This is a genomic window from Pseudomonas fluorescens (genome assembly GCF_005938625.1).
Taxonomy (GTDB): Bacteria; Pseudomonadota; Gammaproteobacteria; order Pseudomonadales; family Pseudomonadaceae; genus Aquipseudomonas; species Aquipseudomonas fluorescens_BD.
Map to the genome: position 1 here is coordinate 82,079 of NZ_VCNJ01000017.1, position 23,304 is coordinate 105,382.

At 59.9% G+C, this 23,304-nt stretch carries 22 protein-coding genes and 1 pseudogene; 8 read left to right on the forward strand and 15 right to left on the reverse strand.

Annotated features, from left to right (window positions below; all coding sequences use genetic code 11):
- Window positions 1–96 precede the first annotated feature (96 nt).
- The 5 genes from FGA82_RS12095 to FGA82_RS12120 all read left to right on the forward strand — a co-directional run bounded on the left by FGA82_RS12095 (window position 97) and on the right by FGA82_RS12120 (window position 7,413).
- On the forward strand, window positions 97–1,878 hold the full coding sequence (locus tag FGA82_RS12095; RefSeq protein ID WP_432767143.1) for a glucan biosynthesis protein G: 1,782 nt from the start codon (window positions 97–99) through the stop codon (window positions 1,876–1,878).
- Window positions 1,871–4,441: a glucans biosynthesis glucosyltransferase MdoH gene (gene mdoH, locus FGA82_RS12100; RefSeq protein WP_141127250.1), complete on the forward strand. Its 2,571-nt coding sequence runs from the start codon at window positions 1,871–1,873 to the stop codon at window positions 4,439–4,441. Before FGA82_RS12095 ends, mdoH begins: the two co-directional genes overlap by 8 nt.
- Window positions 4,442–4,799: 358 nt before the next feature.
- Window positions 4,800–5,597 carry a transporter substrate-binding domain-containing protein gene (locus tag FGA82_RS12105; RefSeq protein ID WP_034152980.1) on the forward strand — a complete coding sequence of 266 codons (798 nt, stop codon included), beginning with the start codon at window positions 4,800–4,802 and terminating at the stop codon, window positions 5,595–5,597.
- A 129-nt stretch (window positions 5,598–5,726) separates the two neighbouring features.
- Window positions 5,727–6,686 (forward strand): amino acid ABC transporter permease, encoded by a 960-nt coding sequence (locus tag FGA82_RS12115; RefSeq protein WP_034152979.1) that lies wholly within the window; start codon window positions 5,727–5,729, stop codon window positions 6,684–6,686.
- The gene (locus tag FGA82_RS12120) at window positions 6,679–7,413 is read left to right on the forward strand and encodes an amino acid ABC transporter ATP-binding protein (protein ID WP_064388890.1); all 735 of its coding nucleotides are present in this window, start codon (window positions 6,679–6,681) and stop codon (window positions 7,411–7,413) included. The genes FGA82_RS12115 and FGA82_RS12120 overlap by 8 nt, the downstream gene beginning before the upstream one ends.
- Before the next feature lie 122 nt (window positions 7,414–7,535).
- Here the strand turns inward: FGA82_RS12120 and FGA82_RS32865 are convergent, their stop codons facing one another.
- From FGA82_RS32865 to ubiE, 11 genes and pseudogenes are all read right to left on the reverse strand, one after another.
- Window positions 7,536–8,408, reverse strand: coding sequence for a methyl-accepting chemotaxis protein (locus tag FGA82_RS32865; RefSeq protein WP_371857741.1), 873 nt, complete (start codon window positions 8,406–8,408; stop codon window positions 7,536–7,538).
- Window positions 8,391–9,452, reverse strand: a pseudogene (locus tag FGA82_RS32870) (methyl-accepting chemotaxis protein); the annotation flags it as partial. The gene FGA82_RS32865 and the pseudogene FGA82_RS32870, both read right to left, overlap by 18 nt.
- A 90-nt stretch (window positions 9,453–9,542) precedes the next feature.
- Window positions 9,543–10,250: a 16S rRNA (uracil(1498)-N(3))-methyltransferase gene (locus tag FGA82_RS12130; protein WP_141127252.1), complete on the reverse strand. Its 708-nt coding sequence runs from the start codon at window positions 10,248–10,250 to the stop codon at window positions 9,543–9,545.
- Window positions 10,247–11,038 carry a twin-arginine translocase subunit TatC gene (tatC, locus tag FGA82_RS12135; RefSeq protein ID WP_141127253.1) on the reverse strand — a complete coding sequence of 264 codons (792 nt, stop codon included), beginning with the start codon at window positions 11,036–11,038 and terminating at the stop codon, window positions 10,247–10,249. Before tatC ends, FGA82_RS12130 begins: the two co-directional genes overlap by 4 nt.
- Window positions 11,035–11,511: a Sec-independent protein translocase protein TatB gene (gene tatB / locus FGA82_RS12140; RefSeq protein WP_141127254.1), complete on the reverse strand. Its 477-nt coding sequence runs from the start codon at window positions 11,509–11,511 to the stop codon at window positions 11,035–11,037. Before tatB ends, tatC begins: the two co-directional genes overlap by 4 nt.
- 10 nt (window positions 11,512–11,521) lie before the next feature.
- Window positions 11,522–11,803 (reverse strand): twin-arginine translocase TatA/TatE family subunit, encoded by a 282-nt coding sequence (locus FGA82_RS12145; protein ID WP_003220847.1) that lies wholly within the window; start codon window positions 11,801–11,803, stop codon window positions 11,522–11,524.
- Window positions 11,804–11,828: 25 nt separating this feature from the next.
- Entirely contained in the window at window positions 11,829–12,161 is a 333-nt protein-coding gene (locus FGA82_RS12150; protein WP_141127255.1) for a phosphoribosyl-ATP diphosphatase, read from the reverse strand.
- Window positions 12,154–12,555: a phosphoribosyl-AMP cyclohydrolase gene (gene hisI, locus FGA82_RS12155; RefSeq protein WP_007909357.1), complete on the reverse strand. Its 402-nt coding sequence runs from the start codon at window positions 12,553–12,555 to the stop codon at window positions 12,154–12,156. Before hisI ends, FGA82_RS12150 begins: the two co-directional genes overlap by 8 nt.
- A 120-nt stretch (window positions 12,556–12,675) precedes the next feature.
- Window positions 12,676–14,280 carry a ubiquinone biosynthesis regulatory protein kinase UbiB gene (gene ubiB, locus FGA82_RS12160; RefSeq protein WP_141127256.1) on the reverse strand — a complete coding sequence of 535 codons (1,605 nt, stop codon included), beginning with the start codon at window positions 14,278–14,280 and terminating at the stop codon, window positions 12,676–12,678.
- Window positions 14,277–14,900, reverse strand: coding sequence for a ubiquinone biosynthesis accessory factor UbiJ (locus FGA82_RS12165; protein ID WP_141127257.1), 624 nt, complete (start codon window positions 14,898–14,900; stop codon window positions 14,277–14,279). The genes ubiB and FGA82_RS12165 overlap by 4 nt, the downstream gene beginning before the upstream one ends.
- On the reverse strand, window positions 14,900–15,670 hold the full coding sequence (gene ubiE, locus FGA82_RS12170; protein WP_008080626.1) for a bifunctional demethylmenaquinone methyltransferase/2-methoxy-6-polyprenyl-1,4-benzoquinol methylase UbiE: 771 nt from the start codon (window positions 15,668–15,670) through the stop codon (window positions 14,900–14,902). The genes FGA82_RS12165 and ubiE overlap by 1 nt, the downstream gene beginning before the upstream one ends.
- A gap of 166 nt (window positions 15,671–15,836) precedes the next feature.
- On the opposite strand from ubiE, the gene FGA82_RS12175 reads away from it, so the two are divergent.
- The 3 genes from FGA82_RS12175 to FGA82_RS12185 all read left to right on the forward strand — a co-directional run bounded on the left by FGA82_RS12175 (window position 15,837) and on the right by FGA82_RS12185 (window position 17,686).
- Window positions 15,837–16,112, forward strand: a complete 276-nt coding sequence (locus FGA82_RS12175; protein ID WP_007909364.1) for a polyhydroxyalkanoic acid system family protein — start codon at window positions 15,837–15,839, stop codon at window positions 16,110–16,112.
- A gap of 205 nt (window positions 16,113–16,317) precedes the next feature.
- Window positions 16,318–16,740, forward strand: coding sequence for a phasin family protein (locus FGA82_RS12180; protein WP_141127258.1), 423 nt, complete (start codon window positions 16,318–16,320; stop codon window positions 16,738–16,740).
- A 10-nt stretch (window positions 16,741–16,750) separates the two neighbouring features.
- Window positions 16,751–17,686 carry a phasin family protein gene (locus tag FGA82_RS12185; protein ID WP_141127259.1) on the forward strand — a complete coding sequence of 312 codons (936 nt, stop codon included), beginning with the start codon at window positions 16,751–16,753 and terminating at the stop codon, window positions 17,684–17,686.
- 272 nt (window positions 17,687–17,958) lie between these two features.
- Here FGA82_RS12185 and FGA82_RS12190 read toward each other — a convergent pair whose 3' ends face one another.
- The 4 genes from FGA82_RS12190 to phaC (FGA82_RS12205) all read right to left on the reverse strand — a co-directional run bounded on the left by FGA82_RS12190 (window position 17,959) and on the right by phaC (FGA82_RS12205) (window position 23,109).
- Window positions 17,959–18,579 carry a TetR/AcrR family transcriptional regulator gene (locus FGA82_RS12190; protein ID WP_007909369.1) on the reverse strand — a complete coding sequence of 207 codons (621 nt, stop codon included), beginning with the start codon at window positions 18,577–18,579 and terminating at the stop codon, window positions 17,959–17,961.
- A 30-nt stretch (window positions 18,580–18,609) separates the two neighbouring features.
- Window positions 18,610–20,292: a class II poly(R)-hydroxyalkanoic acid synthase gene (phaC, locus tag FGA82_RS12195; protein WP_141127260.1), complete on the reverse strand. Its 1,683-nt coding sequence runs from the start codon at window positions 20,290–20,292 to the stop codon at window positions 18,610–18,612.
- Between the two features lie 139 nt (window positions 20,293–20,431).
- Window positions 20,432–21,286 carry a poly(3-hydroxyalkanoate) depolymerase gene (phaZ, locus tag FGA82_RS12200; RefSeq protein WP_034152967.1) on the reverse strand — a complete coding sequence of 285 codons (855 nt, stop codon included), beginning with the start codon at window positions 21,284–21,286 and terminating at the stop codon, window positions 20,432–20,434.
- Window positions 21,287–21,429: 143 nt separating this feature from the next.
- The gene (gene phaC, locus FGA82_RS12205; protein ID WP_141127261.1) at window positions 21,430–23,109 is read right to left on the reverse strand and encodes a class II poly(R)-hydroxyalkanoic acid synthase; all 1,680 of its coding nucleotides are present in this window, start codon (window positions 23,107–23,109) and stop codon (window positions 21,430–21,432) included.
- Between the last annotated feature and the right edge of the window lie 195 nt (window positions 23,110–23,304).

Below are 23,304 nucleotides of genomic sequence, written 5' to 3' on the forward strand. Positions count from 1 at the left end.
CCGAAAGCCTCACAGGCACTTCATCTGGCCGTTGGTTTTTTGATCTGTTTTCGGCGAGGGTTGCTCGTGATTGTTAGTCCCTGTAATGCAGCAAAAATGTCTGCCAAACGCATGCGAAGTGCCCTGGTAGCGGGTTCGGCGCTCCTGTGCCTGCTCAGCGCCGGCCAGCTTTGGGCGTTCAATCTTGACGATGTATCGGCGAAGGCTAAAGAACTGGCCGGGCAGAAGTTCGAAGCCCCGCGCAGCAACCTGCCGAACGAATTCCGCGACATGAAGTTCGCGGATTATCAGAAAATCCGCTTCCTCACCGAAAAGGCTGAGTGGGCTGATCAGAAGACCCCGTTCAAACTGTCCTTCTATCACCAGGGTATGCACTTCGATACGCCGGTGAAAATCAACGAAATCACGGCGAACACCGTCGAAGAGATCAAATACGATCCGACGCGCTTCGATTTCGGCGACCTGAAATTCGATCCGAAAGCCACCGAACAACTGGGTTATGCCGGTTTCCGTGTGCTGTACCCGATCAACAAGGCCGACAAGCAAGACGAAATCATGACCATGCTCGGCGCGAGTTACTTCCGCGTTGTCGGCAAGGGCCACACCTACGGCCTCTCGGCGCGTGGTCTGGCGATTGATACCGCGCTGCCGTCGGGCGAAGAATTCCCGCGTTTTCGCGAGTTCTGGATTCAACAGCCGAAGCCGGGCGACAAGCACCTGGTGATCTTCGCCTTGCTGGATTCGCCGCGCGCTACCGGTGCCTACCGTCTGATTCTGCGTCCGGGCAGCGACACCATCGTCGACGTCAAAGCGCAGATGTTCCTGCGTGACAAGGTCGGCAAACTGGGCATCGCGCCGCTGACCAGCATGTTCCTGTTCGGCGCCAACCAGCCGTCGAAAGTCCTCAACTACCGTCGTGAACTGCACGACTCCAGCGGTCTGTCGATCCATGCCGGCAACGGCGAGTGGATCTGGCGCCCATTGAACAACCCGAAACACCTGGCCGTGAGCAACTTCAGCATCGAGAACCCGCGTGGTTTCGGTCTGCTGCAACGTGGCCGTGACTTCAGCCACTACGAAGACCTCGACGATCGCTATGACAAGCGCCCAAGCGCCTGGATCGAGCCGAAGGGCGAGTGGGGCAAGGGCACCGTTGATCTGGTAGAGATTCCGACCGCCGACGAAACCAACGACAACATCGTTGCGTTCTGGAGCCCGGAAAAAATGCCGGAGCCGGGCCAGCCACTGGACTTCGCTTACCGCATGCACTGGACCATGGACGAAGCGGCGATTCACGCGCCGGACAGCGCCTGGGTTTCGCAGACCCTGCGTTCGACCGGTGACGTCAAGCAATCGAACCTGATCCGTCAGCCGGATGGCAGCGTTGCCTACCTGGTCGACTTCGAAGGTCCATCGCTGGCTGCGCTGACCCCGGATGCCGACGTGCGCAGTCAGGTCAGTGTTGGTGACAACGCCGAACTGGTCGAGAACAGCGTGCGCTACAACCCGGAAACCAAGGGCTGGCGCTTGACCCTGCGGATGAAGATCAAGGACGCGAGCAAGTCGACCGAGATGCGTGCCGCACTGGTTCAGCCGGTGGTAACCGCTGATCTGGCGAAATCGGTGCCGGCGTCCAATTCGTCCGTCGCCAAGGCCGACAAGGTTGCCGCCAAGCAACAAGAGAAAATCGACAAGGAAGCCAAGGCCGCCGAGGCCAAACAGGCCGACGCCAAGCCAGCCGCAGATGCCAAGGACAAGGCCAACAAAGACGCCAAGCAGCCAGTTGCTGCCGACGCGGCCCCAGCCACACCGGAATCGGCACCGACTGAAGAAGTCCTGACCGAGACCTGGAGCTATCAGTTGCCTGCCGATGAGTAACTCTCAAGTACAGCCAGAGACTCTGTCCGAGTATCTGGCGCATCTGCCGATGACCGACGAGCAGCGCGCGGAACTCGCGGGCTGCCAGTCGTTCAGCGAGTTGCATGAACGCCTGTCGTCTTCAACGTTCGACGCGCCTGCCGAGGCCGCCCAGGCTTCGGTCGGCAAGCGCCTGGTTCTGAGCACTGCCGAGCAGCTGGAAGAAGCGGAGATGCTGGTGCTTGATGCCAGCGGTCGCGTCAGCCTGAAGGCAACGCCGCCGATCCGCCGCACCAAGGTTGTACCGGAGCCATGGCGCACCAATATTCTGGTGCGTGGCTGGCGCCGTATGACCGGTCGCACCAACCCGCCGCAGCCACCGAAGGATGAAAACGTCCTGCCGGCCGCGCGCTGGCGCACCGTCGGTTCGATCCGTCGCTACATTCTGTTGCTGCTGATGCTTGGCCAGACCATTGTCGCCGGCTGGTACATGAAAGGCATCATGCCTTATCAGGGCTGGTCGTTCGTCGATCTCGACGAAGTCTTGCATCAACCGCTGCTGCAAACCGCCACGCAAGTGCTGCCGTATGCGCTGCAAACCAGCATCCTGATTCTGTTCGGGATTCTGTTCTGCTGGGTATCCGCCGGTTTCTGGACCGCGCTGATGGGCTTCCTCGAGTTGCTCACCGGCCACGATAAATACCGTATCTCCGGCAAAAGTGCGGGCAACGAGCCGATTGCCAAAGACGCGCGTACCGCGTTGGTGATGCCGATCTGCAACGAAGACGTACCGCGCGTATTCGCCGGTCTGCGCGCAACGTTCGAATCGGTCGCCGCCACCGGTGATCTGGATCGCTTCGACTTCTTCGTTCTCAGCGACAGTAACGACACCGATATCTGTGTCGCCGAGCAACAGGCCTGGCTGGATGTTTGCCGCGAAGCCAAGGGCTTCGGCAAGATCTTCTATCGCCGCCGCCGCCGTCGCGTAAAACGTAAAAGCGGCAACCTCGACGACTTCTGCCGTCGTTGGGGCGGTGACTATAAGTACATGGTTGTGCTCGACGCCGACTCGGTGATGAGCGGCGAGTGCCTGACCAGTCTGGTGCGCTTGATGGAAGCCACGCCGGACGCGGGGATCATCCAGACCGCGCCGCGTGCGTCGGGCATGGATACGCTGTATGCGCGCATGCAGCAGTTTGCGACCCGCGTGTACGGCCCGCTGTTTACCGCCGGTCTGCACTTCTGGCAGTTGGGTGAATCCCACTACTGGGGTCACAACGCGATCATCCGCATGAAGCCGTTTATCGACCACTGCGCCCTGGCGCCGTTGCCAGGTAAAGGCGCGTTCTCCGGTGCGATTCTGTCTCACGACTTCGTTGAAGCCGCGCTGATGCGCCGTGCCGGTTGGGGCGTGTGGATTGCCTACGACTTGCCGGGCAGCTACGAAGAACTGCCGCCGAACCTGCTCGACGAACTCAAGCGTGACCGTCGCTGGTGCCACGGCAACCTGATGAACTTCCGTCTGTTCCTGGTCAAAGGCATGCACCCGGTGCATCGCGCGGTGTTCCTGACGGGCGTGATGTCGTACCTGTCGGCGCCGTTGTGGTTCTTCTTCCTGGTGTTGTCGACCGCGCTGCTGGCGGTGAACACGCTGATGGAGCCGCAGTACTTCCTTGAACCACGTCAGCTCTATCCGTTGTGGCCACAATGGCACCCGGACAAGGCGATCGCGCTGTTCTCGACGACCATCGTGCTGCTGTTCCTGCCGAAACTGTTGAGCATCATCCTGATCTGGGCCAAGGGCGCGAAAGAGTTCGGCGGCAAGTTCAAGGTGACCCTGTCGATGCTGCTGGAGATGCTGTTCTCCATGCTGCTGGCGCCGGTGCGGATGATTTTCCACACCCGTTTCGTCCTCGCCGCGTTCCTCGGCTGGGCCGCGACCTGGAACTCGCCGCAACGTGACGACGACTCGACGCCTTGGAGTGAGGCGGTCAAGCGCCACGGCCCGCAGACCCTGTTGGGCTTCTGCTGGGCACTGCTGGTGATCTGGCTGAACCCGAGCTTCCTCTGGTGGCTGGTGCCGATCGTTGGTTCGCTGATGCTGTCGATCCCGGTGTCGGTGATCTCCAGCCGTGTTGGCCTGGGCCTCAAATCCCGTGACGAGAGCCTGTTCCTCATTCCTGAGGAATACAATCCGCCGCAGGCGCTGCTGGCGACCGATCAGTACACCCACGAAAACCGTTACCACGCCCTCAACGACGGCTTCGTCCGCGCGGTGGTCGATCCACAGCAGAACGCTTTGGCGTGCTCGCTGGCGACCTCCCGTCACGGTCAGGCCGAGCCGATCGAGTGGCTGCGTCAGGAACGCGTGCGTCACGCGATCAAGGTTGGCCCGGCCGGGCTGAACAACCACGATCGTCTGCAACTGCTGAGCGACCCTGTGGCCTTGGCGCGTTTGCATGAGCAGGTCTGGGCCGAAGGTCATGCCGAGTGGCTGGATGCGTGGCGGGCTTCGGTGAAAGCCGATCCGCATGCGCCGTTGCTGCCGTTGCAGCCGGTGAGTTTGCAGGCTCAGCCGGCCTGATAAAGAAACCCCGCTAGCCAGCGGGGTTTTTTTTGCCTGCTGAAAAGCCCCTCACCCTAGCCCTCTCCCAGAGGGAGAGGGGACCGACCGCGTTGAATATTCGAGATACGCCGACCTGAGATATCGAGTCGAACTCAAGTTTTGAATATTCCCCGATCTGTTCCCTTTCCCCCTCGCCCCCTTGGGGGAGAGGGCTGGGGTGAGGGGGTAGCCCTTGATTGTTAAACAAATCGTCCATTAAACCTTGTGCAAAAAAACGAGTGCGTTAGCATCCGTCCCCGAATTGGCGCGCCCGGGCTTTTTTGCCCGTCACTGTTGGTTTTCGCGCCGCAAACGCAATGGTTTTGGGGACTTGAAGATGAAGAAGTATCTGTCGATGCTGCTGGTCGGCGTCACGGCACTGGTTGCAGTCAATGCGGCGCAGGCCGGCGCAATCGATGACGCGGTCAAGCGTGGCACGTTGAAAGTCGGTATGGATCCGACCTACATGCCGTTTGAAATGACCAACAAGCGCGGCGAAATCATCGGTTTCGAAGTCGACATCCTCAAAGCCATGTCCAAGGCCATGGGCGTCAAACTGGAACTGGTTTCTACCGGTTATGACGGCATCATCCCGGCACTCATGACCGACAAGTTCGACATGATCGGCAGCGGCATGACCCTGACCCAGGAGCGCAACCTGCGCCTGAACTTCAGCGAACCGTTCATCGTGGTCGGCCAGACCCTGCTGATCCGCAAAGAGCTGGAAGGCACCATCAAGTCGTATAAAGACCTGAACACCGCCGACTATCGCATCACCTCCAAGCTCGGCACTACCGGCGAAATGGTCGCCAAGAAGCTCATCTCCAAGGCCAAGTACCACGGCTACGACAACGAGCAGGAAGCCGTGCTCGATGTGGTCAACGGCAAGGCTGACGCCTTTATCTACGACGCGCCGTACAACGTCGTTGCGGTGACCAAGGTCGGCGCCGGCAAACTGGTGTTTCTCGACAAGCCGTTCACCTACGAACCTTTGGCGTTTGGTCTGAAGAAAGGTGATTACGACAGCCTCAACTTCATCAACAACTTCCTGCACCAGATCCACGAAGACGGCACCTACGATCGCATCCATGACAAGTGGTTCAAGAGCACCGAGTGGCTCAAGGACATGGAATAACGCCGGTCTGCCAGACCGCGTCGCCCCTTTCGCGAGCAAGCTCGCTCCCACAGAGGAATGCATTCCAATGTGGGAGCGAGCTTGCTCGCGAAGGGGCCCTCCAGAGCAACACAAAATCCGGAACCTGCAATGAAACAGAAAAAAGCCCAATGGCCCTGGCACGTCCTCACCGTGCTGGTGCTGGTCGGCCTGGCGGGCGCGTTGTATTACGCGACGTCGCTGATGTCCTACGAATGGCGCTGGAACCGTGTGCCGCAGTACTTCGCCTATCAGGCTGAAGAAACCCAGCGCGCCACGGACATTTCCACCGTCACTGAACTGGTGCGCAAGGGCAGTAGCGCGCAAGTCACCCTGCGCAATGACGCCGGTGACGAGCAGCACCTGACGGTCGACGAGAACAGCCTGCAATTCGCTCAGGGCGACGATGTGGCTGAAGGCGACGTCGTGGGTGTCACTCGGCATTGGGCGGCAGGACCGCTGTTGTGGGGGCTGTGGACGACGCTTTGGCTGTCGGTAGTGTCCGGGATTCTCGGGTTGCTGATCGGTCTGGTCACTGGCCTGTGCCGGCTATCGAACAACCCGACCCTGCGTGACCTCTCGACCATTTACGTCGAACTGGTGCGCGGCACGCCGCTGCTGGTACAGATCTTCATTTTCTACTTCTTCATCGGCACGGTGATGAACCTGTCCCGCGAGTTCGCCGGGATCGCCGCGCTGTCGCTGTTCACTGGCGCTTACGTGGCCGAGATCATCCGTTCCGGCGTGCAATCGATTGCCCGTGGCCAGAACGAAGCGGCGCGTTCGCTCGGTCTGAGCGCGGGTCAGTCGATGCGCCATGTGGTGTTGCCGCAAGCGCTGAAGCGCGTGCTGCCACCGCTGGCCGGGCAGTTCATCAGTCTGGTCAAGGACACTTCGCTGGTGTCGGTGATTGCCATCACCGAGCTGCTGAAAAGCGGCCGTGAAGTGATCACCACGTCGTTTTCGCCGTTCGAGATTCTGTTCTGCGTCGCTGGCCTGTACCTGTTGATCAACCTGCCGCTGTCGAAAATCGCCAGTCGGCTTGAGCGGAGGCTCGCGCAAAGTGATTGAAGTCCGCGATCTGGTAAAAGTCTTCGACACCCGTGGGCAAGTGGTGCGCGCGGTGGATAACGTCAGCACCACGGTGGCCAAGGGCGAAGTGCTGGTGGTGATCGGCCCGTCGGGTTCCGGCAAGTCGACCTTCCTGCGTTGCCTCAATGGTCTGGAGGAATTTGACTCGGGCTCGGTGAGCATCGATGGCCTGCAACTGGCCGACCCGAAAACCGACGTCAACGCCTACCGCCGCGAAGTCGGCATGGTCTTTCAGCACTTCAACCTGTTTCCGCACATGACCGTGCTGGAAAACCTCTGCCTGGCGCAGAAAGTCGTGCGCAAGCGCGGCAAGAAAGAGCGCGAAGCCAAGGCCATGGAATTGCTTAAAAAGGTCGGGATTGCGCAGAAGGCCAACGAATTTCCGTCACGCTTGTCCGGCGGTCAGCAACAGCGCGTGGCGATTGCCCGGGCGCTGGCGATGGAGCCGAAGGTCATGTTGTTCGATGAGCCAACCTCGGCGCTCGACCCGGAAATGGTCGGTGAGGTGTTGGACGTGATGAAAAACCTCGCCGTGGAAGGCATGACCATGGTCTGCGTAACCCATGAGATGGGCTTTGCCCGGGAAGTGGCGGATCGGGTGTTGTTCTTCGATCACGGCAAATTGCTGGAAGATGCAGCGCCGGCAGAGTTCTTCGATGCGCCGAAGGATCCGCGCGCTCAGGCCTTCCTGCGTCAGGTCTTGTAGTAACTGATCATTCCCACGCTCCGCGTGGGAATGCCGCCCGGGACGCTCCGCGTCCCTTTGCATGCGCGACGCGGAGCGTCGCAGGATGCATTCCCACGCAGAGCGTGGGAACGATCGTTGGACTAGACCTTGAACCGCCCCACCAGCATCTGCAGATGCGTCCCCAGCCGCGCCAGCTCAACGCTGGACGCTGCGGTCTCTTCACTCGCCGCCGATGTCTGATCGGAGACATCCCGCACATTCAGCACGCTACGGTTGATCTCTTCAGCCACCGCGCTCTGCTGCTCGGCCGCTGCCGCAATCTGCTGGTTCATCGCCTGGATCGCCGACACCGTGCGGGTGATGCTCTCCAGCGAACCGCCGGCACGCCGGGTCAGCTCGACGCTGCTGTCAGTCAGGGTGCGGCTGTTGTCCATGATCGTCGCGACTTGCTGGGTGCCGTTCTGCAGGCCGACGATCAGCTCTTCGATCTCTTCGGTGGACTTCTGCGTGCGCTGCGCGAGGCTGCGCACTTCATCGGCCACCACGGCAAAGCCACGTCCCGCTTCACCGGCACGCGCCGCCTCGATGGCTGCGTTGAGCGCCAGCAGGTTGGTTTGCTGGGCCACGGATTTGATCACGTCGAGGACGCTGCCGATCTTGTCGCTTTCGCGCTTCAGTTCGCCCATGGCCTCGGTGGAGTGACCGACTTCAACGGCCAGACGCTCGATCTGCGCGATCGCTTCGCCCACCACTTTGTCGCCCTCGCGGGCCTGTTGGTCAGCGGCGACGGCGGCTTCGGAAGCTTCTTCGGCGTTACGCGCGACTTCCTGCACGGTGGCCGCCATTTCGTTCATGGCGGTGGCGACCTGATCGGTCTCGATTTTCTGATTGTTGACCCCGGCACTGGTCTGCTCGGTCACCGCCGACAGTTCTTCGGCAGCGCTGGCGATCTGAGTGACGCCATCGCTGATCCCTCCCACCAGTTCGCGCAGACCCTGAGTCATGCTTTGCATCGAGCGTTGCAGTTGGCCCAATTCGTCACGACGCAGGGACACCAGATTGTGGGTCAGGTCGCCAGCGGCCACGCGCTCGGCGACTTTCAGGGTCTGGTTCAGCGGGATGATGATCTGCCGGGTGATCGCCCAAGCGGCCAGCAAGCCGAACGCGACGGCCAGCAAAGTGGCGATGATCAGCATGTTCTTGGCGTGCGCGGCATCGGTGTCGCGCACCACGGTCTGCGATTCAGTGAGTTTCTTGCTGACGTCGATGAGGATGTCGCCCTGAGTCGACATGCGCGCGGCGGCCTTGGCGTTGTTGACCTGCGAGTCGCGGAACTGTGCAACTGCCGCACGATAGGCTTTGATCGAATCAGTGGCCTGTTGCAGGTTGGCAATGTGTTGCTCCGGCAGCTTGGCTGGCAGGCTGTCGAGGTTTTTCAGGGCGTTGTCGATGGCGTCGAGCGCCGGTTGCTCGGCTTCGGCCTTGCCGCTGTAGGTGTAGCCGCGCACCTGATAGCGCGCCTGTTGCAGCAGTTTGCTCAGGTCTATCACGCTGTTGAATTGCGCGACACTGTCGCCTTGCAGCATGGATTTTTCCACTTCGGCGACTTTCGCCACGGCATTGTCGGCACTGGCGCCGAGTTTGCTGCGAGCGTCTTCGCGCTGCACGGTGGCTTGGGTCATGTCGGCAAAAGCGCGTTTGTATTCGGCAACGGCGGCCAGTTGTTGATCGACCATCGCCGCGTCGGACGGCTGTTCAATCAGGCTGCGCGCGGTTTGCAGGCCGCTGTCGAGTTTGTTGAGCAGATCGGTGACCGCGCCCGGGCCTTGTTCGCCACGGCGTGCTTCGTAGTCCAGACGCGCGAGGCGCAGGTCCTTGGTCAGCTCATTGAGGCTGGAGATAAAACCGAGCTTGTCACCACGGCTGATAATGCCGCTCATGCCGGTCCAGCCGGTGAAGGTGATCAACAGTGTCAGCAACAGCACCAGGCCGAAACCGATTCCCAGCTTGCGTTTGACGCTGACGTTCCCAAGATTCTCGGCTAACCAACGGTACATGCGACGACTCCCCGACCACTAATTGGACTTATGGAGAGGGTATCGGCCGAATGATGGCAATCTGTAACACCATTTATCCGGTGCGCAGAATCAGAAGAGGCGGGCGAGCAGGGCGGTGACGGCGGTTTCGACGCGCAGGATGCGCTCGCCGAGCTGCACCGGTTGCAGGCCGGACTTGACCAGCAGATCGATCTCGTAGGGAATCCAGCCGCCTTCCGGGCCGATCGCCAGGGTGACCGGTTCGCTGAGGGCGCGCGGGCACGGCGGATAGTTACCGGGATGGCCGACCAGACCGAGAGTGCCTTCGGTAATCTCCGGCAGCCGGTCTTCAACGAAAGGCTTGAAGCGCTTTTCGATGATGATTTCCGGCAACACGGTATCGCGGGCCTGTTCGAGGCCGAGGATCAAGTTTTCGCGAATCGCCTCAGGCTCCAGAAACGGTGTCTGCCAGAAGCTTTTTTCGACCCGATAGCTGTTGACCAGAATCACCTTCGACACGCCCATGGTCGCCACCGTCTGAAACACCCGACGGAGCATCTTCGGACGCGGTAGTGCGAGCACCAGCGTCAGCGGCAGTTTGGCCGGTGGCGGCTGATCGAGGCTGACGCGCAGCTCAGCTTCGCCTGTTTCCAGTCGCAGCAATTCAGCCGAGCCCATCAACCCGTCAATGCGCCCGACGCGCAGGCTGTCACCGACTTCCGAACGGTGAACTTCCTGCATGTGCGTCAGGCGTCGATCGCGCAGCACCACACGGTCGGCCGCAATGAAATCGGCTTCTTCGAGCAACAGCAGGTTCATGCCTGGGTCGCTGGCGGCTGGTCGTTGTGGTCGTCGGCCGGGTTCTGGTCCGGGCGTTCGCGCTTGCTGATCAAACCGCCGAACAGAATGCCGATTTCAAACAGCATCCACATCGGCACGGCCAGCAGGGTCTGCGAAAAGATGTCCGGCGGCGTCAGGATCATGCCGACCACGAAGCAGCCGATGATCACGTACGGGCGGATTTTCTTCAGGTATTTGACGTCGACCACGCCGATCCACACCAGCAGCACCACGGCCACCGGGATCTCGAACGCTACGCCGAAGGCGAAGAACAGGGTCATGACGAAATCGAGGTAACTGGCGATGTCGGTCATCATTTCCACGCCGGCCGGGGTGGCAGCGGCGAAGAATTTGAAGATCAGCGGGAACACGAAGTAATAGGCGAACGCCATGCCGGTGTAGAACAGCAAAATGCTGGAAACCAGCAGCGGCACCGCGATGCGCTTCTCGTGCTTGTACAGGCCCGGCGCGATAAAGCCCCAGATCTGATGCAGGATCACCGGGATCGCGAGGAACAGCGAAACCATCATCGTCAGTTTCAGCGGCGTCAGGAACGGCGACGACACATCGGTGGCGATCATCGTTGCGCCGACCGGCAGGTACTGGCGCAGCGGCGTCGAGACGAAGGTGTAGATCTGCTGGGTGAAGGCGAACAACCCGGCGAAGATAATGAAGATCGCCGCCACACAACGCAGCAGGCGGGTGCGCAACTCGGTGAGGTGCGAAACCAGCGGCATGTGCTGGTCGTTTTCGGGGAGATCGCTCATGGGGCTCGCGGCGGCAAAGTGGTGTCGTGAGGCGCGGGTGTGATCGGCGCGGCGGTTGGAGACACGTGTTCAACCGAGGTTTCTGTAGCAGCAGGCACGGGTTCTGCCGGCGCTTCAACGGTAGTAGGCGCTGGTGCTGGTGCTGGTGCAACAGTAGGAGCAACTGCCGTAGTCGGCGCATGAATCGTCTGCTGACCCACATGCTCAACCGGCGTCGGCTCTTGCTGAACCGGCGTGAAAATCTTCCGCGCCTCTTGCTCCAGCGACAGAATGTGCTCGTTGTGCAGTTGCCGACGGATCTCGTCGGCGCCGATTTCACGCTCAACTTCCTGTTTGATCGCGTTGAAGCTGCGTTTCAGCCGTCCGACCCACAGGCCAGCGGTGCGTGCAGCGCCCGGCAAACGCTCGGGGCCCAGCACCAGCAGGGCGACGAGGCCGACGAGCAGCAGTTCAGAGAAGCTGATACCAAACATTAGTCAGTGCTCACACGTCTTTGCGGATCGGCTCTTCAACTTTCTGCGCCTGCACGTCGATGGTGTGCGGCGGGTTGGCCTGAGCGGTGGCTTGCGGCTGCACCGGTGGTACCGGTTGCGCAGGCGTCACGGTTGGATCAGCGGCAGGTTTTTCGTCGTCGTTCATGGCTTTGCGGAAGCCCTTGATCGACTCGCCAACGTCAGTGCCGAGGTTTTTCAGTTTCTTGGTGCCGAACACCAACACCACGACAACCAGAATGACGATCCAGTGTTTCCAGTCAAAAATGCCCATGTTGCTGTTCCTCTCTAAAAGTTGTTCAGGCGTACGGACGCGAGGCTTTCTCGACGTGTCCGGACAGGCCGAAGCGGCGATCCAGCTCATCCAGCACAGCCTGCGGATGCTGCCCCAGTTGGGCGAGCATGACCATGCTGTGGAACCACAGGTCGGCAGTCTCGTAGATCACGTCGCTGCAGTCGCCGCTGATCGCAGCGTCCTTGGCGGCAATAATGGTTTCGACCGACTCTTCGCCGACTTTCTCCAGAATCTTGTTCAAACCCTTGTGATACAGACTAGCCACATAGGAGCTGTCGGCGGCTGCGCCTTTGCGCTCTTCAAGTACCTGAGCGAGGCGGGTCAGGGTGTCACTCATGTTTGTGTCCTGCGGAATAGATAGCGTGCGGGTCTTTCAGAACCGGGTCGACGGTTTTCCAGTCGCCGTTCTCGAAGACACGGTAAAAGCAGCTTTGACGGCCGGTATGGCAAGCGATGTCGCCGATCTGTTCGACCATCAGGATGATCACGTCGGCGTCACAGTCCAGACGCATTTCATGCAGCGTCTGTACATGGCCGGACTCTTCGCCCTTGCGCCACAGCTTGCCACGGGAACGTGACCAGTAGATTGCACGGTTTTCCGCAGCGGTCAGTTCGAGCGCTTCGCGGTTCATCCAGGCCATCATCAGCACACGTCCGGTCTTGTGATCCTGGGCAATCGCCGGCACCAGGCCATCAGCGTCCCACTTGATCTCGTCCAGCCAGTTTTTCATCTTCAATTCCCGAAACGCAGCTACAAGCTTTGAGCTTCAAGCTGCAAGTAAAAGCAGATTGCGGTGTTCCAGTATCGTCAGGCTTGCAGCTCGCAGCTTATAACTTGCAGCTGATTCGTGCTATCGGCGAACGACCAGATACAAGCCCACGGCCACCATGATTCCGGCTGGCCAATGTCCCAATTCGTTTAGCGGGCCACCGATGGCGAGGATCACCCCGCCGGTCAGATGCGCGCAACCGAGCAGGCGCAGGAACCAGTCGTCCTTGCGTTTATGCCACGGTGGCGGCGGGTCGTAGGCGTGCGGCTGGGACATACGTTCGAGCAGATCGCGGGCCATATTCGCCAGATGCGGCAACTGTTCGAACTGGCTCTGCACGTTGCCGAGCAAGGCTTTCGGGCTGACGCGCTCGCGCATCCAGCGCTCCAGGAACGGCTGCGCGGTGTTCCACAGATCCAGATCCGGATACAGCTGACGGCCAAGACCTTCGATGTTCAGCAGGGTCTTTTGCAGCAGCACCAGTTGCGGCTGCACTTCCATGTTGAAGCGCCGCGCGGTCTGGAACAGGCGCATCAGCACCTGGCCAAATGAAATATCTTTTAACGGTTTTTCGAAGATCGGTTCGCACACCGTGCGGATAGCTGCCTCGAATTCGTTGAGTTTGGTTTCCGCCGGCACCCAGCCCGAATCGATGTGCAATTGCGCCACACGCCGATAGTCACGCTTGAAGAACGCGAACAGATTGCGCGCCAGATAATCCTGGTCTTCCGGGGTCAGGCTGCCGACGATACCGCAGTCGATCGCAATGTATTGCGGGCTCCACGGATTGACGGTGCTGACGAAGATGTTGCCCGGGTGCATGTCGGCATGGAAGAAACTGTCGCGGAACACTTGGGTGAAGAAAATCTCCACGCCGCGTTCGGCGAGCATTTTCATGTCGGTGCGCTGATCGGCGAGGGTCGCCAGATCGGTGACCTGAATGCCGTAGATGCGCTCCATCACCAGCACTTTCGGCCGGCACCAGTCCCAATAGACTTGCGGCACGTACAGCAGCGGCGAACCTTCGAAGTTGCGCTTCAACTGGCTGGCGTTGGCCGCCTCGCGCAGCAGATCGAGTTCGTCGTAGATGGTTTTTTCGTAGTCCTGGACCACGTCGACCGGGTGCAGCAGGCGCGCGTCGGCCGAGACCTTTTCGGCGGCGCGGGCAAGGATGAACAGCCACGCCAGATCCTGCGCGATGATCGGTTTCAGGCCCGGACGGATGACCTTGACCACGACTTCTTCGCCGGTTTTCAGTTGCGCGGCATGCACCTGCGCCACCGAGGCCGAGGCCAGCGGTTCGACGTCGAAACGGCTGAACACGTCGCTGATCTTCTTGCCCAGCTGTTCTTCGATCAGCTTGACCGACAGCTGTGAATCGAACGGCGGCACGCGATCCTGCAAGCGCATCAGCTCATCGGCGATGTCTTCTTGCAGCAAATCGCGGCGGGTCGAGAGAATCTGCCCGAACTTGATGAAAATCGGCCCGAGATCCTGCAACGCCAGACGCAAACGCGCGCCCCGGCTCAGATCCAGCGGCTTGCGCGGGAACCAGCGCCACGGCAGCACATAGCGCAGCGCCAGGAGGAACCAGGGCAGCGGCAGATCGAACAGCAGGTCATCGAGACGGTAGCGGATCACGACGCGCTGGATGCGCAACAGACGGCGGACGGCAAGCAGCTTCATGCGTTATCGCTTGGGTCGAGGGATCGGGAAAGGCGCTCGAAACGCGCCTCGAGACGTTCCAGATCAAGTTTGATCCGGTCCAGTTCGCTGAACCGCGCTTCGGCTTCGCGCTGCCCGACGAGGGTGCGCGATTCTTCGGCGAGGTATTCGGCGAGATTCTGGTTGAGGCTGGCAAATCCTTGTTGATACCAGCGCGTGCGGCTGCGCAGGTGACCACCAATCAGTTGCGTGGCGACCGGGCCGAGCCAGCGCGAGAGTTCGTACTCCCAGTCCAGCTCAAGGTCTTGCAGCACACCGGCCAGCTCCAGCAGCACGCCGCTGTCGCCATCGAGCTCGACTTCCGGGGCGTGCAACACCGCGGTCTTGTCTTTACTCAGGGCCAGTTTGATCAGGCTCGAGGCCGGGGCGCGCAAGGTGCAGTCGACGCCGGTTTCCCAGTGCGATGCCACCATCAAGCCTTCGTCGCTCGGCAAGATGAACAGTTGCAGCGCCGGGCTGCGGCAGTCGACGGCAATCACCTTGCCGGTCAAATGCGCCAGGCGCGGCAGCGCCGTGCTGTCGAGACGCAGCACCCGGTTGAGGCCGAGTTCAACGCTGGCGAGCAGCCCGGTGAGCAACATCAGGGCTTGATGCCGCGGTGCAGGGCGACGATGCCTGCGGTCATGTTGTGATAGGTCACGCGGTCGAAACCGGCGTCGACCATCATCGACTTCAGGGTTTCCTGATTCGGGTGCATGCGGATCGATTCGGCCAGGTAGCGATAACTTTCCGAGTCGTTGGTGATCAGCTTGCCCATCAGCGGCATGAAGGCGAACGAGTAGGCGTCGTAGGCTTTCGACATCAGCGCGTTGGTCGGCTTGGAGAATTCCAGCACCAGCAAACGACCGCCAGGCTTGAGCACGCGCAGCATCGAACGCAGGGCGTCTTCTTTATGCGTCACGTTGCGCAGGCCGAAGGCGATGGTCACGCAGTCGAAATGGTTGTCCGGGAACGGCAGTTTTTCGGCGTCCGCCTGCACGAATTCGACGTTGCCGGCGACACCCAGATCGAGCAGGCGGTCACGGCCGACCTTGAGCATGGATTCGTTGATGTCAGCCAAAACGACCTGACCGGTCGGGCCGACCAGGTGCGAGAATTTTTTGGTCAGGTCACCGGTACCACCGGCGATGTCCAGCACGCGGTTACCGCTGCGCACGCCAGACAGTTCGATCGCGAATCGCTTCCACAGACGGTGCATGCCGCCCGACAGAAGGTCGTTCATCAGGTCGTACTTGGCGGCTACCGAGTGGAAAACCTCAGCGACTTTTTCCGCTTTCTGGCTTTCCGGAACGTTTTTGAAGCCGAAGTGAGTGGTGGGTTCGGCATCGCTGCCTTTGCGCTGATCAGTCATATCGCTGTCACCAAAAGAGAATGCGCGACATTCTAATCCCCAAGCCATGCTTTGTCTTGGAATGGCTAAAGGTAAGATGGGCAACCTTCGGGACGATTTGCCGCAGCGGCGGTCAAGATTTACCGACACATCTTTTTCGCCCCATTCAAAAAGCAGGAGTCAATCAATGGCCAAAATCACTGTTGAGCGTGCCCACAATCTGGGTAAGGAAGCCGCCCGCGAGAAGGCCGACAAGCTGGCGCAAAAACTCTCCGAGCAATACGGCCTGGAGCCGCAATGGTCCGGCGACACCCTGAACCTCAAACGTTCGGGCGTGAAAGGCGCGGTGCATGTGGCGGACGATTCGATCAAGGTCGACGTCGAGCTGGGCCTGATGATGTCGGCCATGAGCGGCATGATCAAAGCCGAAATCGAAAAAGCCCTCGATAAAGCGCTGGTCTGAACATCAAAAGATCGCAGCCTTCGGCAGCTCCTGCAGGGGTACACATTCCCCTGTAGGAGCTGCCGAAGGCTGCGATCTTTTCGTTCAGGCAACACCGATTCATGTCAGTTGTTAGGGTGCCGTTTCTAATTTTTCTGCCTACTTTGTGCCAGAGCCCGACACTTTCGCGGGCAGTTCCTCAAACCTTCTGCGCGTGAGGTGCACCATGGCCAAAGTAATTTTGAAGAAAAAAATCGACGCTTCGACTTCTGCTCTGAGCGACGTCAAATCCTATGCCCGCAAGATCTGGCTGGCAGGCCTGGGTGCCTACGCCAAGGTCGGCCAAGAGGGCAACGAGTACTTTCAAGAGTTGATCAAGGCTGGTCAAACTGTTGAAAAGAAAGGTAAAAAAGCTGTCACCGAAAAACTCGAAGCGGCCAACGCCGAGATCGATGAAGCGAAGAGCGAAGTGAGTTCTTTCAAAGGTCGTGTCGAAGTTCAACTCGACAAGGTCGAGAAGGCGTTCGACTCCCGCGTAGCAAGCGCCTTGAATCGTATCGGCATTCCGTCTAAACATGACGTTGAGACACTCTCTGCTAAGCTCGATGAGCTGACGGCATTGCTCGAACGCGTCGCGCGTAAATCTTAAGGAGAACGGGATGGCTGGTAAAAAGAACACCGATAAAGAAGGCAGCTCGTGGATCGGGAAAGTCGAAGACTACTCCCGCAAAATCTGGCTGGCTGGTTTAGGCGTGTACTCGAAGATCGACACTGACGGCAGCAAGCTCTTCGATACATTGGTCAAAGACGGCGAGAAAGCCGAGAAGCTCACCAAGTCCGCAGTAGGCAAAAAAGTCGATGCCGCCAAGGACTCTGCTTCTTCGGCCAAGTCGCGCATCAGCGGCGTGAAAGATCGCGCACTGGGCAAGTGGGACGAGCTGGAAGGGGCTTTCGACAAGCGCCTGAACAGCGCGATTTCGCGCCTCGGTGTACCGAGCCGCAATGAAGTCAAAGCGCTCAACAGCAAGGTCGACACACTGACCAAACAGATCGAAAAACTCACCGGTCTGAAAGCTCAGCCTGTGGCGGCGAAAACCGCAGCAGCAAAACCGGCAGCCAAAACCGCAGCGGCCAAACCAGCGGCAAAATCCGCTGCCAAGCCTCTGGCCAAAGCGGCGGCTAAACCCGCAGCAAAAGCAGCGGCCAAGCCTGCTGCGAAAACGGCCGCCGCCAAACCAGCAGCAAAAGCCGCAGCCAAACCGGTTGCCGCCAAAGCCGCTGCCAAACCGGCCGCTAAACCGGCCGCTAAACCTGCAGCCAAAACTGCAGCGAAACCAGCGGCCAAGCCAGCAGCGAAAACCGCCGCCGCCAAACCGGCTGCCAAGCCTGCGGCCAAACCGGCTGCGGCGAAGAAGCCTGCTGTGAAAAAACCGGCTGCACCGAAAGCCGCTGCGCCGAAGCCAGCAGCACCTGCTGCAGCCAAGCCGGCCACCCCGGCAGCTCCGGTGAGCGCGTCGAACTCCGCCGCGGCACCGACTCCGGTGGCCACCCCGACTGTTGCATCGACGCCGTCGACGCCAACCAGTCAGTCCTGATTCTTCAGGGCAAAATAAAACGCCCGGCCTGTGAAGGTCGGGCGTTTTTGTTTGTGGTTTTTAAAAGCTTACCCTCACCCCAGCCCTCTCCCTAAGGGAGAGGGGGCCGACCGAGGTGTCTTGTGTCGTACGTCGACCTGAACGATCGAGTCGATTATGGATTCGGTAAAGCACGATCAGGTCAGCGTAACTCTTGAGCAACCCCCGATCAGTCCCCTCTCCCTCCGGGCGGTCCGACGTTTCGGGAGGGCTAGGGTGAGGGGCTTTTGATTTCAGTCGTGATCTTCAAGGTACTGCAGGGCCATGCGTTCGGTGGCGACCTTAACCGGCGGCAGCAAATGCGGCGCCACCAGCATCATGATCTGATAAACCACCAGCCTCACTTCCCCCTCACGATCCAGAATCCGCTGATAATCCAGCGAAAACAGCAGCGTCATGGTGATCTGCTCCACCAGTTGCCCCAACGCCTGCGTATCACTGACCAACTGACCCGCAGCCTTCAACCGTGCCAACAGCGATGCCAGCGTACGCTTCAACGCATTGAGCAGATGACGAATGCCTTTGGCCAGCTTCGGCAAGCGTCCGGCCAAGTTCGACAGGTCCTGAAACAGGAACCGATACTGCGCCAACCGCTCGACAATCAAGTGCAAAAACAGCCAGTAGTCCTCCGGCGCCAGTTCCACATCCGCCGGCGGATCGAGCAATGGCGCCAGTTCATTCTGAAAGCGTTCGAACAAGCCAAGAATCAGCGGTTCCTTGCCGTGGAAGTGGTAGTAGAGGTTGCCCGGGCTGATCCCCATTTCGTTGGCCACCTCCATGGTGGAAACGTTCGGCTCGCCCTTTTCGTTGAACAGTTGCAAAGCACATTCGAGAATCCGGTCGCGGGTTTTCATCCAGTCTTCTTAGAAAAGTTCGGTTAAGCGTCAGCGCACACGCACGTAAGTACCGGGCGCCGCCTCCATCGGTGGATAGTTTGGGTTGCCGAGAGTGAACGAGGTTTCGTGCTGCGCCCCGGAACGCTGTTGAATCCATTCCAGCCACTGCGGCCACCAACTGCCGTCGACGTGTTTGCCGTCGTAGTACCAGGCACGCGGGTCGCTGCTCATCTTGGCGTTCTCGACGTAGGCGGCTTTCGGGTTGCTCGGCGGGTTGAGAATACTCTGCACATGGCCGCTGTTGGACAGCACGAAACGTCGCTCGCCACCGAGCAGCAGGGTCGAGCGATACACCGCATCCCACGGAGTGATGTGGTCGTTCATGCCGGCAACGCTGAAGCTGTCGACGGTGACTTTCTGCAGATCGATTGGCGTGCCGCAGACTTCCAGACCACCCGGATGGGTCAGCGGGTTGTGCTTGAAGAAGTCCAGCAGATCACCGTGAAACGCCGCAGGCAGACGGGTGTTGTCGTTGTTCCAGTAGAGGATGTCGAAGGCCGGCGGCTCTTTGCCCAACAGGTAGTTGTTGACGAAGTAGCTCCAGATCAGATCGTTGGGACGCATCCAGGCGAAGACTTTGGCCATGTCGCGACCGTCGAGCACGCCCTTTTGATACGAGCGACGCTTGGCGGCTTCAAGGGTCTGTTCATCGGCAAACAGTGTGGCCGAAGTTTCGATTTCACTGTCGAGCAGGCTGACCAGATAGGTCGCGCTGGAAATCCGCCGCAGTTGTCGTTTGGCCTGCAAATGCCCTTGCAGGGCGGCGATGGTCAGGCCGCCAGCGCAAGCGCCCATCAGATTGACCTCGCGGGCGCCAGTGATCGCCCGGCAGATGTTCATCGCCTCTTCCACCGCTTCGACATACGTCGAAAGGCCCCATTCGCGATGGCGCACATCGGGGTTGCGCCAACTGATCATGAAGGTCTGCAAACCGTTTTTCAGCGCGTACTGAACGAAGCTGTTGTGCGGGCTCAGATCGAAAATGTAGTACTTGTTGATTTGCGGCGGCACCACCAACAGCGGCTTGGCGTACTGCTTTTCGCTCATCGGCTTGTACTGGATCAGCTCAAGCATTTCGTTTCGAAACACCACCGATCCGGTCGTGGTGGCGACGGTCTTGCCGACCTCGAAAGCCTGTTTGGTCACCTGGCGCGGCAGGCCATCGTTGTGCAGCAAGTCATCGAACAAATGGCTGAGGCCACGCACCAGACTGTGACCGCCTGAGTTGAACAGCTCCTTGACCGCCAGCGGATTGAGCAGGGTGTTGGACGGCGCCACGGCGTCGTTGAGCAAGGTGAAGGCGAAGTGCGCCCGAGCGCGATCGTCCGGGCTCATGTTGCTTTCATCGATCCAGCTTTTGACCTGCTTCTGCCAGGCCAGATAGGCCTGCAGGCTGCGCCGGTAAAACGGGTTGAGGCTCCACGCCGGGTCAGCGAAACGGCTGTCGTTCGGATTGGTCGGGTGCAGGGTTTCACCGAGCAGGACGCGGCCCAGCTGGCCGCCGAGCTTCAAGGCGTGCTTCGCGCTGTGAATCGGATTGCGCAGGCCATGGGCGGCGACGCTGCGCAAAGTCGAGATCAAGTCCCGGCCACGCAGGCCGGTAATCGCACTTTGTGCATTGATGAACACGGCGGGGCTGGGCACTACGCCCGTCGCTGGTTTGTCGCGCATGACTCAACACTCCTTCGTCTTCAGGCCAAAAACAAACTCACCGAACCAGAACACCATAGACGCTGTTGCGGGTTGCTGCCTGCGCGGCGTCCTGCTGCGCACTCTTTCTTAAAGCACTGCATAAAGCCTGCCGCCGGAGTTAACCGCCGAGCGGTGTCGGATGCGGGTGCATCACCGCGCGCTGACGTTCCTCCTGAAGGAATTTCATGATGATCGGCGCCACCGCTTCGGCGCGGGTAATCAGGAACAGATGACCGTCGTCGATGATGTGCAGTTGGGCATTGGGAATGCGCCAGGCGAGCATGCGCATGTTGATCAGGGGGATTAGCGGATCGTCGTCACCGGCCAGCACCAGGGTTGGCTGATGGATCTTGTGCAGCCAGTGAATGCTGGTCCAGCCGAGGCCGGCGAACAGTTGCCAGTAGTAACCGAGCTTGCCCGCCGAACGCACTTTCGCCGCGTGGCTGGCCGCCAGTGTCGGGTCGCGACGAAACGAGCCGCCGTAGATCAGCGGGGCGATGCGGATCACATGGGAAGGTTGGATGTAGCGCCGCGGACTGGCCATCATCCACAGCACTTTCGGCTTGCCCGGCACCATCACCGCACCGGCAGCGGTCGCCGCCAGCACCAGTTTCTTGCAGCGTTCGGGGTAGTCGTAGGCGAATTGCTGCGCCAGTGCGCCGCCCCACGATACGCCGATGACGTTGACCTGACCGTAGTCGAGGTAATCGAGCATGCGCGAGGTCAGCTTGGCCAGCCCTGGAAAGCGATACGGACGGTTCGGTGTCGAGGAACCGCCGACACCGGGCACGTCGAAGGCGATCACTTCCAGATCCGGGTCCAGCGCCGCGACAAACGGAAACACCAGCTCCAGGTTGGCGCCGATGCCGTTGAAAATCAGCAAGGGCGTCAAGTGAGGCTTGCCGGGGCGTACCGCCGTGCGGAGGGTCTGGCCATCCAGATCGACGGTACGGAATATGAACGGTTGCGGCATGCTTCAGGCCCTGTGGATTTCAAGTACACCCGATCCCCTGTGTAGGAGCTGCCGAAGGCTGCGATCTTTTGATCTTGATTTTAAAAACAGAATCAAAAGATCGCAGCCTGCGGCAGCTCCTACATTGGGCCGGGTGGTGTCAGTTACCGCTCGTGAACGTAAGTGCCCGGCGATGCTTCTCCGGCCGGATACGCCTTGTTGCCCAGTTTCAGCGGGGCCTTTTTCAGGTTGCCCGAGCGTTCGGCCTGCCACGCCTGCCAGTACAGCCACCAGGAATCAGTGTGCTTGGTCGAGTTTTCTTGCCACTCATCGGCATTAGCCGCCATTTCCTCGCCGGTCATGTAACGCGATTTCGGGTTGCCCGGCGGGTTCAGAATGCTCTGGATATGCCCGCTGCTCGACAACACGAATTCCACCTTGCCACCGAACAACTGCGCCGACTTGTAGCAGGACTTCCACGGCGTGATGTGGTCGTTGGTGCCGGCCAGCGAGAAGATGTCGGCGGTGACCTGCTTGAGGTCGATCGGTGTGCCGCACACTTCCAGTGCATTCGGACGGATCAGTGGGTTGTTTTTGAACATCTCGATCAGGTCACCGTGGAACGCGGCGGGCAACCGTGTGGTGTCGTTGTTCCAGAACAGGATGTCGAACACCGGCGGCTCGTTGCCGAGCAGGTAGTTGTTGACCCAGTAGTTCCAGATCAGGTCATTGGGACGCATCCACGCAAAAACCTTGGCCATGTCTTTGCCTTCGAGCACGCCGGCCTGATACGAGTGGCGCTTGGCGGTCTCCAGGGTCTGCTCGTCGACGAACAGGGCGACGTCGCTGTCCAGCGTCGTGTCGAGCACGCTGACCAGCAGCGTGAGGGCATTGACCTTCTTCTCGCCGATCGCCGCGTAGTGGCCGAGCAGGGCGGTGCAGGTGATGCCGCCGGAGCAGGCGCCGAGCATGTTCACATCTTTGCTGCCGGTGATCGCGGTGACCACGTCGACGGCTTCCTTCAGCGCATCGATATACGTCGACAGGCCCCACTCGCGCTGGGCCTTGGTCGGGTTGCGCCAGCTGACGATGAACGTCTGCACGTTATTGCGCAGGCAGAAGCGCGCCAGACTCTTGTCCGGGCTCAAATCGAATACGTAGAACTTGTTGATCTGCGGCGGCACCACCAGCAAGGGACGCTCGTGGACCTGCTCGGTGATCGGCTTGTACTGGATCAATTCCAGCACGTCGTTGCGAAACACCACCGCGCCTTCGGTCACGCCGAGACTCTTGCCGACCTCGAACGCGCCCATGTTGACCTGGCTCGGCATACCGCCGTTGTGCACCAGGTCCTTGGCCAGATGCGAGAGACCGTCGAGCAGGCTCTTGCCGCCGGTTTCGAAGAAGCGTTTCACGGCGGCCGGGTTGGCGGCAGTGTTGGTCGGGGCCATGGCTTCGGTCATCAGGTTGATGACGAAGTGGCCGCGCGCGATGTCTTTGGGCGAGAGGCTGCTGTCATCGATCCAGGAATGGAGTTCCTTGCGCCACGCCAGGTAGGTTTGCAGATAACGTTTGTAGAGCGGGTTCTGGCTCCACGCAGGATCAGCGAAGCGACGGTCATCGCCAGCCGGTTGCAGTTCGGATTTACCAAACAGCACGTTCTTCAGTTCGAGGCCGAAATGGGTGACGTGCCTGACGCTATGGATCGGTTGTTTGATGGCCTGTTTGAGCACCATACGAGCAGAGGCCAGCAGATCCTTTCCGCGTAGCCCAACGACGGGATTAAGCCCCAAGGTGTTTTCCGAGGCTTGGTACTTCAGGTCATCGTTATTCTTGTTACTCATCTACGACGCTCCATTGTCCTGAGACGAGTACCCGGTTTTCTGCTGTGCAGTTCCACAGCCAATGCCAGGTACTACTGCTCGGGTGACCGTTAATTCTGCATAGCTGCTTTACAGTCGTAGAGCACTGCAGGGAACTTGCCAGCTCCATTGGTTACCCGAGTTTAATTTTTTTCGCAAGCGGGCCGATCCTCGGCC